Source organism: Streptomyces sp. NPDC031365, assembly GCF_055569765.1.
Map to the genome: position 1 here is coordinate 39,439 of NZ_JBVIIM010000007.1, position 12,799 is coordinate 52,237.

At 71.4% G+C, this 12,799-nt stretch carries 7 protein-coding genes; 1 reads left to right on the forward strand and 6 read right to left on the reverse strand.

Annotation, left to right across the window (positions count from 1 at the left end; genetic code table 11):
- Positions 1 to 20 precede the first annotated feature (20 nt).
- The 6 genes from ACZ5C2_RS13250 to ACZ5C2_RS13275 are packed head-to-tail and all read right to left on the reverse strand — an operon-like array spanning position 21 to position 11,411.
- Positions 21 to 6,296, reverse strand: coding sequence for a type I polyketide synthase (locus ACZ5C2_RS13250; protein WP_468789625.1), 6,276 nt, complete (start codon positions 6,294 to 6,296; stop codon positions 21 to 23).
- A gap of 3 nt (positions 6,297 to 6,299) precedes the next feature.
- On the reverse strand, positions 6,300 to 7,394 hold the full coding sequence (locus ACZ5C2_RS13255) for an alpha/beta hydrolase (protein WP_468790144.1): 1,095 nt from the start codon (positions 7,392 to 7,394) through the stop codon (positions 6,300 to 6,302).
- Positions 7,394 to 8,164 (reverse strand): 2-oxo acid dehydrogenase subunit E2, encoded by a 771-nt coding sequence (locus ACZ5C2_RS13260; RefSeq protein WP_468789627.1) that lies wholly within the window; start codon positions 8,162 to 8,164, stop codon positions 7,394 to 7,396. The genes ACZ5C2_RS13255 and ACZ5C2_RS13260 overlap by 1 nt, the downstream gene beginning before the upstream one ends.
- Positions 8,161 to 8,409, reverse strand: a complete 249-nt coding sequence (locus ACZ5C2_RS13265; protein WP_468789629.1) for an acyl carrier protein — start codon at positions 8,407 to 8,409, stop codon at positions 8,161 to 8,163. The genes ACZ5C2_RS13260 and ACZ5C2_RS13265 overlap by 4 nt, the downstream gene beginning before the upstream one ends.
- Positions 8,399 to 10,351, reverse strand: a complete 1,953-nt coding sequence (locus ACZ5C2_RS13270) for an HAD-IIIC family phosphatase (protein WP_468789631.1) — start codon at positions 10,349 to 10,351, stop codon at positions 8,399 to 8,401. The genes ACZ5C2_RS13265 and ACZ5C2_RS13270 overlap by 11 nt, the downstream gene beginning before the upstream one ends.
- Positions 10,341 to 11,411, reverse strand: coding sequence for a 3-oxoacyl-ACP synthase III family protein (locus ACZ5C2_RS13275; protein ID WP_468789633.1), 1,071 nt, complete (start codon positions 11,409 to 11,411; stop codon positions 10,341 to 10,343). Before ACZ5C2_RS13275 ends, ACZ5C2_RS13270 begins: the two co-directional genes overlap by 11 nt.
- Before the next feature lie 218 nt (positions 11,412 to 11,629).
- On the opposite strand from ACZ5C2_RS13275, the gene ACZ5C2_RS13280 reads away from it, so the two are divergent.
- Positions 11,630 to 12,793 (forward strand): class I SAM-dependent methyltransferase, encoded by a 1,164-nt coding sequence (locus ACZ5C2_RS13280; RefSeq protein ID WP_468789635.1) that lies wholly within the window; start codon positions 11,630 to 11,632, stop codon positions 12,791 to 12,793.
- The last annotated feature ends 6 nt before the right edge of the window (positions 12,794 to 12,799 follow it).

The window sequence follows — 12,799 nt, forward strand, 5'->3', positions numbered from 1 at the left end:
AGGTCACCGAGCGGATGGGGTCAGGAGGCGGAGGTGTCGGGCTGGAGCAGCCGCTCGCCGAGTACTCCGGCCAGGGCGCGAGAACTGCCGTAGGTCCACAGGAGTGTCGGGGAGAGCTTCAGTCCGAAGGCGGATTCCAGGCGGTTGCGCATCTCGAGGCTCATCAGGGAGTCCAGGCCCAGTGCTTTGAACGGTGTGGCTCGGTCGATCGCGGCGGGGTCGAGGCGGAGTACGTGGCCGGCGATCTGCTGCACCTTGTTCTCGACGAGTTCCTGGCGTGCGCCCGCGTCGGCGGCCAGCAGGAGGGAGCGGAACTGGTGGCCCGTCGCGGCGCCGGTGCCGCCTTCCTGGGCGGACCGGCGCAGTACCTGCCAGGTCTTCTGGGCGGCAGTCTCCGGGTAGGCGTCGAACCACTGGCGTGCGTTGAGCGGCATGTATCCGACGAGCTGACGGTCCTGGCCGAGGAACCTGGCGAGCGCGGCCCATGCCTCCTGGGCGGGGAAGCTGCTCATGCCCCGGTCTCCCAGGCGAGCGCCGCGGACGTCGTCGGCGGCCGCGAGGCCGATGTCGGCGAACGGGCCCCACTGCACGGCGAGCGCGGGCAGTCCGCGGCTTCTGCGGGCCGCGGCGAGGGTGTCCATGTAGGCGTTGCCGGCGGCGTAGGCGGCCTGCCCGACGTTGCCGATGAGCGAGGCGACGGAGGAGAACATCACGAACAGGTCGAGTGCGTCGCCTGTCGTCGCGTCGTCGAGGTGGCGTGCGCCGTCGACCTTGGGTGCGAGCACCGTCTCGAACTGTTCGGGCGTCACGTTCAGGACGGTTGCGTCGTCGAGGAGGCCTGCGGCGTGGAACACCCCGCGCAGGGGCGGCAGTTCGTCGCGCACCTGCTGCAGTGTCGCCTCCAGGCGGGCCCGGTCCGCGATGTCGCAGGCGTAGCTGTGCACCTGTACGCCGTTGTGCCGCAGCTGCTCGATCCGGATGCGCTCGGCTTCGCCGGGCCGGGAGCGGCCGAGCAGCGCGAGCGCGCCCGCGCCGTGGGCGGCCAGGAATTCGGCGAGCGAGAGACCGAGTCCGCCGAGTCCGCCGGTGATCAGGTACGTGGCGTCGGTGCGGAAGCGTCCTTGCGGCATCGGCTCGGGTACGACGGCCGACACCGTGCTGGGGCCGGTGAGGACGAGCTTGCCGATGTGCTTGCCGTGTGACATGTCGCGCAGGGCCTGGGGCGCGTCGGCGAAGGTGTACGCGCTGACGGGCAGGGGCTCGATCCGGCCGGCGGTCACTTCCTGCCACACTGCGTGGAGGATCGCGGCGAAGCGCCCGGGGCGCCGGTCGAGGAGACCCGCCAGGTCCACGGCCGCGAAGGAGATGCCCTTGCGGAAGGCGGCGAGGGTGATGTTCCTGGCTCCGTAGATGTCCTTCTTGCCGACTTCGATGAAGCGGCCGTCCTCGGCCAGTACGTCGAGGCCCAGGGGGATGGCTGCGCCGGTGAGGGAGTTGAGGACGACGTCGACGCCCCGGCCGCCGGTGGCCTCGCGTACCGCGTCGGCCCACGCCAGATCGCGGGAGTCGAAGACGTGCTCGATGCCGAGGTCCCGGAGGTGGCGGCGCTTGTCCGTGGTTCCGGCGGTCGCGATGATCCGCGCGCCCCGTGCCCGGGCGACCTGGACGGCCGCGAGGCCGAGTCCGCCGGCGGCGGAGTGGATCAGGACCGTCTCGCCCTCGTCGAGCCTGCCGAGGTCGACGAGCCCGTACCAGGCCGTGCCCATCGCCAGCGGCAGCCCCGCCGCGGCGGTGTCGTCCATGCCGTCGGGGATGGTCTGGGCGTGGTCGGCGCGGACCGTGAGATGCGAGGCCATCGAGCCCATGGCGCAGGCCGCGACGCGGTCGCCGACGGCGTGGCCGGTGACGCCGGTGCCGACGGCGGTGACCCGGCCCGCGCACTCCCCGCCGAGCAGCGAGGCGCCGCCCGAGTGGTCGGGGTAGGTGCCCATGGCCTTCATCACATCGATGAAGTTCAGGCCGGCGGCGGTGACTTCGATCTCGATCTCGCCGGGTCCGGGCGTGCGCCGGTTGAGCGGTCGGTAGACCAGGGAGTCCCAGAATCCGGGCCGGCCGGCGTGGAGGCGGAACGGGCGGTGCGAGGCGCGCCAGGGCGCCGGTTCCGCCGGTTCGCCGAACTCCGCGTCACCGCACACCAGTCGTCCCACCAGCCGGCGTCCCCGGCGCAGGGCGACCTGGTCCTCCTCGTCCGCGGTGAGGATCTCGGCGACGCAGTCGGTGGCCCATCCGGTGTCGTTCGGGTCGAGGTCGACCAGCAGCGGGCGCAGTTCGGGGTGCTCGCGCCGCAGGACGCGGGTGAAGCCCCAGTACAGGGCCGCTCCGGGGTCGGGCCGGTCTGCGGTGACCACGGCCTGGGCGGTGGCGGTGACCACGACGAGGCGGGGCGGGGCGCCGCGTTCGGTGCAGCGGCGTACGAGGGCGGGCAGGGCGGTCAGTGTGCGGCGCTGCCCGTCGAGGCCTGTTCGGGCATGGGGAGCGGCCACGACGATTCCGGTGGCCGTTTCGGCGGCGGCCAGCTGTTCGCCCCAGGTCCCGGGGCCGGCGCCGGAGGTGGCCAGGGTGACGGGGGCGCCTGTGGCGGCCAGGGCGTCGGCCAGTTCCCGTGCCGCTTCGTCCTCCCCGCACACGAACCATGACTGCGGCGCGGTCCGGGGCTCCGGGCGCGGTTCCTCGCAGAACACCAGGCGGTGCTCCCGTTCGGTGTCGTCGCGGTCGGCGGTGGTCGCGGCCAGCGGTTGCATCCGCAGGCCTTCCAGGACCAGCAGCAGTTCGCGGTCCTCGGTGAAGACCTGGAGGTCGAAGAGGTGGTCCGAGCGGCGTACGGCGTGGGACCGCACCGCGAGGACGGGCTGGTCGGGATCGGCGTACCAGTGCACGGCGGCCACCGCGGTGGGGACGACGGTCCGCTCGTCCTGGCAGAGCGCGAGGACGGTCTGGAGCGCGCTGTCCCACAGTGCGGGGTGCAGTCCGTGCGGGGGTGCGCCGGCCCGGCAGCGTTCGTTCAGCCGGACGTCCGCGAGGGCGCGGTCGCCTTGTGTGCGCAGTCGGCGCACGCCCTGGAACGCGGGCCCGTAGTGGAGGCCGCGCGTGCCGCACGCCGCGTAGAACGCGGTGTGGCTGTCGGGTTGTTCGTCGAGGTCGGCGTGCAGGTCGGCCGGGTAGGCCGCGGTCTGCGGGGTCGGGGCGGGGGCGGGGCGCTGCAGTGCGCGTGCGGTGGCGTGCTCGATCCACTCCCCGCTGCCTTCGGGCAGGGAGAGCAGGGTGAAGCTGCCGCCCTCGGTGATGTCGTCGCGCCACAGGACGGAGAGCCGGGCGGGTTCGTCGCCGAGCGTCAGGTCCCGGTGGAAGGCGACGTCGACGAGCGAGCCGGGCAGCCGGCCGTGCCGGTTGCGGGCCGCGTCGGCGGCGAGGGCCAGCATCGCGGCGCCCGGCAGCACGACGGCGTCGTCGACGCGGTGGTCCTTCAGCCACGGTGTGCTGTCCGCGGTCAGTTCGAGGTCGCCCTGCCAGGCGTCCTGCTCCGTCGCGGAGGGAACCAGATCGAAGCCGAGGCCCTGGCGGATGCCGCCGCGGCGCTTGGCGGTGCCGAGGTTGTAGGCGGTGCGCTGCCACGGGTATCCGGGCAGCGGGGCCGACGCGGTGCGCGGCAGACCGCCGAAGGGTTCCAGGCCGGCGACGTAGGCGCGGGCGAAGGCGGTGGTGAGGTCTCGCGGGGTGCCCTCGTCGCGGCGGAGCGAGGTGAGGACGACCGGCTTGTCGTCGTGCAGTTGTGCGAGCTGTTCGAGGGCGGGTGCGAGGACGGGGTGCGGGCTGATCTCGACGACGTGGGTGACGCCGTCGTCGAACAGCCGGCCCATGGCGTCCGCGAACAGGACGGGGTTGCGCAGGTTGTCGATCCAGTAGGTCCCGTCCATCTCGGGGCCCTCGATGTCCCTGACGCGCAGTGTCGACATCAGTACCAGGGTGCCCGGGCGGGGTGCGACGGGTGCGAGGGCCGTGGTGAGGTCGTCCGTGAGCTCGTCCATCTGCGGGCTGTGCGAGGCGTAGTCGACGTTGACGAGCCGGCAGTAGGTCCCTTCGGCCTCCAGGATCTCCTTGAGTACCTCAAGGGTGGCGTTGTCGCCGGACAGCACGCAGGAGTTGGGGCCGTTGTTGACGGCGATCGAGATCAGGTCCTCGAAGCCTTCGAGGGCCTTCTTCGCTGCCTCCCTGCTCAGGTCGACGGCGAGCATGCCGCCGCGGCCCGTGACCCTGCGGATGATCGCGCTGCGCCTGGCGATGACCAGCGCGGCGTCCTCGTAGGTGAGGATGCCCGCCACGGTGGCGGCGGTGACCTCGCCCTGGCTGTGGCCGATGACGACATCGGGTTCGACTCCGGCCGCGCGCCACATTTCGGCGATGCCCACGGACACGGCCCACAGGGTGGGCTGCAGCATGTCGATGCGGCTGAGCCACGCGTCGCCGGCCCGGCCCGAGACGATGTCCGTCAGGTCCCAGTCGACGTGCGGTTCGAGGGCCTTGGCGCAGCATCGTACGACGGACGCGAAAGTGTCGCTGCGCGCGTAGAGTTCCTGGCCCATCGCGGCCCACTGCGAGCCCTGGCCGGGGAAGACGAAGGCGGTACGGCCCCGGGCCCGGGCGCGGCCGGTGACGATGCCGGGGATGTCGGCGTCGTCCTCGGCGGTGACGAACCGGTCGAGGAGGGTGCTGAGCTCGGTGTCGTCCTGGGCGATGAGGGCGGCTCGCCGGGGGAAGCTGTCGCGCTGCCAGGCGAGGGTGCCGGCGAGCTGCGCGGCCGGTACGTCGCGGTGTGCGAGCAGGTCGCGCAGGTCTTCGGCGCGGCGGTGCAGGGCGTCGTCGGTGTGGGCGGACAGCGGGACCAGGACGGGGCTGTCCGGCTGGGCGGTGTCGTCGGGTGTCCGGCGGGGGTGTCCGTCGGCGTGTGGTGAACTCATCAGGACGATGTGGGCGTTGGTGCCGCCCCACCCGAAGGAGTTGACTCCCATGTAGAGGGGACCCTCCTTCGGGAGGGGCAGCGGCTCGCGGTTCACGCGCACGTTGAGCTCGTCGAAGGGGATCTTCGGGCTGAGCTCTTCGGCGTGCAGGCTCGGCGGGACGACGCGGTGCTCCAGGGAGAGCACTGCTTTGAACAGGCCCGCCAGGCCCGAGGCTGCTTCCAGGTGGCCGATGTTGGTTTTCACCGAGCCGACCGGGATCGGGCCGGCGCTGTGGCGCCGTTGTCCGATGGCGCGGCCGATGGCGCCGGCTTCCACGGGATCTCCGCGGCGGGTGCCGGTGCCATGCGCTTCTATGTACGCGAGCCGGTCGAGGGGAACGCCGGAGTCGGCGTATGCCCGGCGCAGCAGGTCTTCCTGTGCGGCCGAGTGGGGGGTGACCAGGCTGTCGCCTCCGCCGTCGTTGTTGACGGCGGTGCCCAGGACGACGGCGTGGATGCGGTCGCCGTCCTCCAGTGCCCGGGCGAGGGTCTTGACGTAGACGGCGGCGACGCCCTCGCCCCGGACGAAGCCGTTGGCGGACGCGGCGAACGCGGCGCAGCGGCCGTCGGGGGACAGGCCACCGAAGTGGGTGAGGCCGATGGACACGTCGGGCTGCAGGATGAGGTTGACCCCGCCCACCAGTGCGGCGTCGACCTCCCCGGTCCTCAGTGCCTGGGCTGCCAGGTGGAGTGCCACGAGAGAGGAGGAGCAGCCAGTCGCGACCGTGAGGCTGGGCCCGTTGAACTCCAGGAAGTAGGAGACGCGGGCGGCGATGACGTCGATGGCCTGGCCGACGGCGCTGCGCTGGGTCGCGCCGCCGCCGTTGGCCTTGCGCAGGAGTTCGTAGTCGTGCCACAGGGCACCGACGTAGACCCCGGTCCGTGAGCCTCTCAGGTCGGCGGCCCGCAGGCCGGCGTCCTCGAGTGCGCTCCAGCCGGCCTCGAGCAGGAGCCGCTGCTGGGGGTCGATGTCCTCGACCTCGCGCGGTGAGATGCCGAAGAAGGTGGGGTCGAACTGGTGCACGTCGTCGATGAATCCGCCGACGGCCTGGATCTGCTTCTCCGGGTCGAGTTGGGCGGTGGCGTCCCAGCGCTCCGGCGGTACCGGCCGAATGGCGTGGCCGCGGTTCATCATCAGGTCCCACAGGCCGTCGGTGTCCGGGGCGCCGGGGAAGCGGCCCGCCATGCCGACGACGGCTATGGCTCGGTCGGGATCGGGAGTCACGTGGTCCGCGTGCATGGTCTACCTCGGGTGGTGGGAGCGGGCTGTGGGGATTCGGGAGATGCCCAGCACCCTGCGGCCGAGCTGCTCGACGAACCGTGCGGGCCGGGTGCGGCCGCCGTGCCGGAGCAGCTCGCCGAGGATGATGACCCGGGTCTCCCGCAGGTGCTGGGGCGAGCCGTGGACGTCGTCGAAGGCGTAGACGCGGAACCCGTCGTGGCCGCGTGCCGCCTCGCGCCAGTCGTGCTGCGGGATGATCTCGTCGCGCAGGCTGGCGACGTACGTCACGGGGATGTCGAGGCGGGCGATCTCCTCCGGTGTCAGGGCGAGCTCGCGCAGGTGCTGGTCCAGTGACCCCGGTTCGACGCCTGAGGTGTGGCTGAGTGCGGCCCGTGTGATGCGGGGCATCGCCGCCAGGGCCGCCGGGTCGGTGAAGGACGTGGCGAGCGGGGCGCCGACGGTGACGACTCCGGTGATCCGCGGGTCGGCGTGGCTCTGCACCAGGGCGAGGTGTCCGCCGAAGCTGAGGGCGACGGCGAGCGTGCGGTGCGCGTCGCAGGAGTCGGCGACCGCGTCCATGACGGCGGTGAACACCTTTCCCGCCGAGCGGGAGTACGGCACGCCGTTCTCCCCGACCCCGGGGAAGTCGACGATGGCCACGGCCGATCCGGTGCGCGGCACGGCCTGCAGGAAGCCTCCCCATTGCTCCTTGAGGGAGACGATGCCGCCCATCATGATCACCAGTGGTGCGTCGGGGCGGGGGCCGGCGCTGTACAGGAACGGTACGTCGTGTCCGTCGACGGTGGCGGTGCGGCGCTCTCCCGCGCCGGTCCGCAGCAGCCAGGTGTGCAGGCTGAGCGCCGCGAGCTCGCCGGCCTCCCGCCGGGCGGGCGAGTCCGCGCGGGGGAAGCGTGCGAGGTTGTACAGGTTGGACGCGGTCCTGGGCCGGCCGGCGTGGACATGCTGTTCGGCGGCCTTGGACCACGCGCCGACCCAGCTGCCCGGGCCCTCGCCGTCGAGGTGTTCCACCGTACGGAGCACGGCGTCGACCTCGGCCGCCTTAAGGCCCATGAACCGTGCGTGCAGCCCCACGAACTGCTTGGCTTCGGTGAGCATCACGAGAGCTCCCAGGTTTCCAGTCGGTCCTTGACGCGGGCGAGCACTTCGGAGGCGAGGGCCCCGTCGATGACCCGGTGGTCGAACGCGAGGGAGAGGGTGAACTGCGGTGCGACGTGGATCTGTCCGTCGCGTACCAGCGTCGCGTCGGCGATGCGGCCGATGCCGAACCCGAGCGTTCCGGAGATCATCGGGAAGATCGCCCGTACCGGTTCGTGGCCCACGGAGGTGACCGAGAAGGTGCCCTGGATGTCCGCGCGGCGGGCCGCGTTGCCCATGGCCGCGCGGTAGGCGAGCCGGGCGATCGGCAACGGAAGCCGCTGCATCTGCTTGACCTTGGCGAACGGGCCCGACGCGTCGACCGGGGCGTCCTTGTAGACGTCGATGGAGTTCTGGACGTCGAGGGCCGACAGGTCCTGGGCCGCGTGGACCGTGCCGGCGACGACGCAGCGCTCGCCGTCCACGGTCTTGTCGAAGAGCACCTTCACGTCCACGTCGTCGAGCACGGCGATCCTGGGGCGCATCGAGCCGCCCTGGAGCATCGAGCGGGCCTGCGGGTAGGCGGCCACGACGTCGGCGGCCGCTTTGACCAGGAGGCTCACATAGCTGAGTTTTCCGCCGCTGTCGACGCGCGCCGACTTCAGGCGGGTGGCGTCGACGTCGGCCATGAGATGGACGTGGCAGGTCCTGCGCGCCCCGCCGTGCAGGAAGGTCCAGGTGCCGCGGCGGGCCGCGGGCAGCGGCCGGACGACGGGGGCCGCGGTGCTCATGCCGCCTCGCCGCCCTTGACGGTGTCGGAGACGAGCCCCGACAGGTCCCCGATCGACTCGGCGTTCATGAAGCGGTCGTAGTCGAGGTCGGCGGCCAGTGCGCGCTCCAGGTAGACGAGTACGCGCATCTGGTTCACCGAGTCCCAGCCGTCGACGTCGCGCAGTGCGGTGTCGGCGGTCAGTTCGCCGAACTCGCAGTCGAGCAGCTGCTCGACGACGTCGGCGACGATCCGGTCAGCGGACATGGAAGGCTCCCTCGTCGTTGACGACCCGGATCCATGGGGGCAGGTCGGTGATGTTCATCAGGTCATGGCGGAAGCTCTGGGGCTCGGCGTCGTCCCCGGCGGCGGGCAGGAAGCCCTGGGCGGGGTAGAAGCCGGCGAACTTCGCGTTCTTCGCCGTTCGTGCGTAGGTGCCCAGCACGGCCGTGGCGGAGTGTTCCCGGGCGGACCGCAGGACGAGGCCGACGATCGCTTCCTCGACGTTGCGCGAGAAGACCCGACAGCTCAGGACGACGTTGTCGATCGACCAGGACGCGTCGTCGGTCCGGCTGAGGGCGATCGCGGCGATCAGCCCGTTGTCGCCGAACCGGTCGGTGAGCCGGGCGGCGTAGAAGGCGGCGGTGCCCGCGGCGGTGTGCCGGGCCATGTCCTCCTCGCTGTAGCGGACGCCGGCGAGGTTGAACTGGTTGGTCTTCTTGAAGAGCTGGGCGATCCGTGGGGTGTTGAGCGGGCCGGCCGGTTCGATGGCCAGCTGTGAGTCGAGGGCCGTCAGGTAGTCCTGGAGGCTGCCGGCCGTGCTCTGCAGTTGTGCTCGCCGGCCGCGTTCGCGGTACAGCTGAGTACGCTCGCGGTCCTCGCTGGTCAGCCGCAGCAGGTTGAAGTCTGCGCGCTGCGCCACCGCGGCGGCGTACCCCGCGGGGTCGGCCGGTAGTTCGACGGTCGTGACCTGCGGCAGCAGCTCCCGCATGAGGCCGCGCTCGACCGGGTTGTCGTCGACGAAGACCATCGCGTCCGGATCGATGTTGAGCTCGGCCGCCAGGTCGCGCACGTTGTCCGGCTTGGGGTCCCAGTTGGCCCGTACGGCCACGAACGAGTGCGGTGTGAGGACCATGTCCGGGTGCGTGGCGATGGTTTCGCGGGCGATGTCGTCGTCGTTCTTCGAGGCGACGGCAAGCATGACGCCCTGCTTCTCCAGGTCTCGGGCGAGTTCCTGGAGCTCCTGGTGGGCCGAGCCGGGGTAGGCCCCGCCGAGCCGCAGCCCTGCGATGCCGTCGTCGCCGACGACGCCGCCCCACAGCGTGTTGTCGAGGTCCAGGACCAGGCACTTGGCGGCGAGGCCCAGGTCGGCGCGGGCGATGCGGGCCAGTTCCGTTGCATAGGCGTGCAGGAACTCCGGCGCGTAGGTGTGCGCCGCGGCGTGCCGCATCCGGTGGCTGCCGAAGGTCGTCCCGGCCCTGGCGGCTAGGGCGGCGTCGGACAGCACGACGGTGTTCGGGTACTGCACGGCCAGGCCGAGGACGTCCGCGTTCATCCGCTGCCAGGCCGCTTCGAGGCGGGCCTTGGTGGGGTAGTCGATGACGCGGTCCCTACGGAGCGGGCTCAGCTGCACGGTGCACAGCACGGTGAGTCCGCCGAGTACTTCCTGGACGGTCCGCGTCCACTCCCCCAGCTCGGCGGGGAAGGCGGCGCAGCGGGCCTCGACGGCGTCGATGTCCAGCGGGTCCTCGATCTGTGCGAAGACGGCGTTGTCGTCGAGGAGGCAGGCGACGATGCGTGGTCGCAGGTCCTTGAGCGTCGGTGCTCCGGAGAGGATCTCCAGGCGCCACTGGTCGAAGCCGGCGAGGCGGATCTCGGGGAGCAGGCCGTTGCCGAGCATGACCGCGGTCAGCAGGGGCGGGACAGGGTCCAGGGTGCAACTGCCGAGCAGGGCGATCCGCTGCTCCCTGAACAGGCCGGTGGTGGCGAGCTGCTCGCGGGAGCGTGCCCCCGACAGCAGGGAGCCGGCCGCCTCCAGGTCGAGAGGGTCGCCGATCTGCGTGAGCAGGCCGGGCAGCACGGCCGCGCCGGCGGCGAGACCGCCGCGCTTGACCGCGCGCAACTGCTGGAGGGGAGTTGCCCCGGGGCCGGGGGGTAGGGCTTCGGTGCCGTCGGTGGGTCGGGGTGCTCCGGTGCCGTCAGGCAGCATCGCGCTCCGCCTCCTGCGGCTGGTGGCGCAGTGCCATCCCCGAGATGATCCACTTGGAGGATTCGATGGTGGTGACGAGGACGCGTCCGCCCACGCCGGTGCCGGCACCGATGCGCTGCATGGTGCGGTTGAGCTGGATGAACGGCAGGGCGTTGCCGTTGTTGCCGGTGTCGGCGACGCAGGAGACGGCCTGCTCGGGGGCGACCCCCATGCGCCGGCGGATCTTCTCCGCCATGACGCCGTTCAGCTGCGGCGGCAGGACGTGCTCGATGTCGCTCGTGCGACAGCCGACCGTCGCAGCCAGCTCCTCCAGCACCGTGCAGGCCAGGCCGGGGACGTTCTGCTCGATGGCCTTGTAGTCCTCTTCGCCCATGGACTCGCGGACCTCGGTGCCGTCGGGCCCGGGCACCATGGGTGCGCCGTCCGCTCCGTACCAGCGCACTAGCTGGGCCGGGGCGCGCCCCTTTCCGACGGTACGCAGCAGGATGTGTTCGACGACCAGGCCCGGGCCCGCGTCGTCGGCGTCGACCACCGCCGCTCCGGCCCCGTCGCCGAACAGGGCGAAGTTGGCGAGCTCCGCGGACTTGATCCGTTTGATGTCGCGGTCCGCGGGCCACAGCTTCACGACCGAGTCGGCGCCGATCACCAGCCCGCGGCGCAGCCCGCCGGCCAGCAGCGCCTGGGCCGTGTACAGGCCGGTGAGGGCGCCGGCGCAGCCGGACGTCAGCTGGAAGGTGGGCAGGTCGTTGAGGCCGAGACGGTCCGCGACGGTGTTCACGGTGGCGGGCATCAGGTGGTCGGGCGACCCGGTGGTGAGGATCAGGAAGTCGATGGTCGCCGGGGCGACTCCGGCCGCGGCGAGCGCCCTCTCGCCGGCGGCCGTGGCCAGGTCGCCGGTGTTCTTCGGCACACCGTCGGAACTGGCCGGGTCGCAGAAGTGGCGGCTGCGGTTGCCAGTCATCCTGTCGAGCCACTTCTCGTGCAGGCCGAACCGCTGCGCCATGTCGCGGTTCGTGACCGGTTCACCCGGGAGTACTTCGCTGAAGGCAATGAGTCTCACGGCGTCAAGTTCCTTTGGTGAGTCAGGAGTTCGCTCCGTCGGGGGTGTCCTCCCGCGACGCGGGATCTGACATCCGGGAACTTAGGAACGCGGCCTAGGAGAGGGCTAAAGCATCTCGGCCGGGTCCGGCGGGCGGCCCAAAAGGTTCTTAAGCGCTCGGGGCGAGGCTCGGGCACGTCTGTATCGCCTCATCCCGCAGAACCGAGGGAGTAACGCTTATGGTCGACACCGGTCAGTGGAGGGATGTCGAACCCCTTGTCCTGGCGGTAGGCGCGCGCGATGAGCAGCTGCTGGAAGCGGTCGCCACCGTCGGTTTCGACCGGGCTGCGGCGGTGGCCGTCGACGAGCTGGTCGCACGGTATGAGCCGACCGGTCCGTGGGAGCCGGTGCAGTTGCACCTGTGTCTCCACAACGACGGCCGGTTCGCCAACTACACCGTCCGGGTCGACCGGCGCGGGATGGTCGCCACGCCCGGCCGCCCGGACAGCACGTCCGTCAGCGTTACCTATCAACTGCCGGATCTTCTGCGTCAGTTGTACGGGTCGCGCTGTGGCCGGCGGCCCGGTCCCCCGCAGGTGGAGATCGCCTGGCCGGACGAGCCCGGCGGCATTCCCGCCCTGGCGCGGCGGATGGGACCCGTGGTGCAGGGCCTGGACGCGCTGCTCGCCGCCGGCTCGTCCGTCGAGAGTGACCTGGGCGGCCTCGCGGTCCGCTTCGGCTCCGACAAGTGGGGCGGGGTGCACTGGTACACCCGCCACTACGAGCGGCACTTCCGTCCGCTGCGCGACGCTCCGGTGCGGATCCTCGAGATCGGTGTCGGCGGCTACTCCGACAACGGTTCCGGCGGGGCGTCACTGCACATGTGGGAGCAGTACTTCCGGCGGGGGCTCGTGCTGGGCCTGGATCTGTTCCGCAAGCCGGAGGTGCTCGGCCCCCGGATCAGAACGCTGCAGGGGGACCAGAACGACCCAAAGCAGCTGGTCGCCCTGGCGAAGGAGCACGGGCCGTTCGACATCGTGATAGACGACGGCAGTCATATCAACGAGCACGTGCGGACGTCCTTCAACGCCCTCTTCCCGTATGTGCGCCACGGGGGTCTGTATGTGATCGAGGACGTGCAGACGTCCTACTGGCCCGGCTACGGCGGCAGGCCGGGTGCCGCCTGCGGCAGCACCGACACCACCCTCGGGCTCATGACGTCGCTGGTGGATCTGATCCACCACCAGGAGTACGGCAGCGAGGGTTCCGGTCCCCGGCCCTACGCCGCCGACCACGCGGTGGGCGTGCACTTCTACCACAACCTCGTGTTCGTGGAGAAGGGCCTCAACAACGAGGAGCCCAGTCCCGCCTGGATACCCCGGTCCCCGTTCCCCACCGCCTAGGAATTC

Coding starts and splice junctions, on each gene's coding strand:
- ACZ5C2_RS13255 (WP_468790144.1), bottom strand. CDS start 7,394: ATGCTCACCGAAGCCAAGCAGTTCGTGGGGCTGCACGCACGGTTCATG.
- ACZ5C2_RS13260 (WP_468789627.1), bottom strand. CDS start 8,164: ATGAGCACCGCGGCCCCCGTCGTCCGGCCGCTGCCCGCGGCCCGCCGC.
- ACZ5C2_RS13280 (WP_468789635.1), top strand. CDS start 11,630: ATGGTCGACACCGGTCAGTGGAGGGATGTCGAACCCCTTGTCCTGGCG.
- ACZ5C2_RS13270 (WP_468789631.1), bottom strand. CDS start 10,351: ATGCTGCCTGACGGCACCGGAGCACCCCGACCCACCGACGGCACCGAA.
- ACZ5C2_RS13250 (WP_468789625.1), bottom strand. CDS start 6,296: ATGCACGCGGACCACGTGACTCCCGATCCCGACCGAGCCATAGCCGTC.
- ACZ5C2_RS13265 (WP_468789629.1), bottom strand. CDS start 8,409: ATGTCCGCTGACCGGATCGTCGCCGACGTCGTCGAGCAGCTGCTCGAC.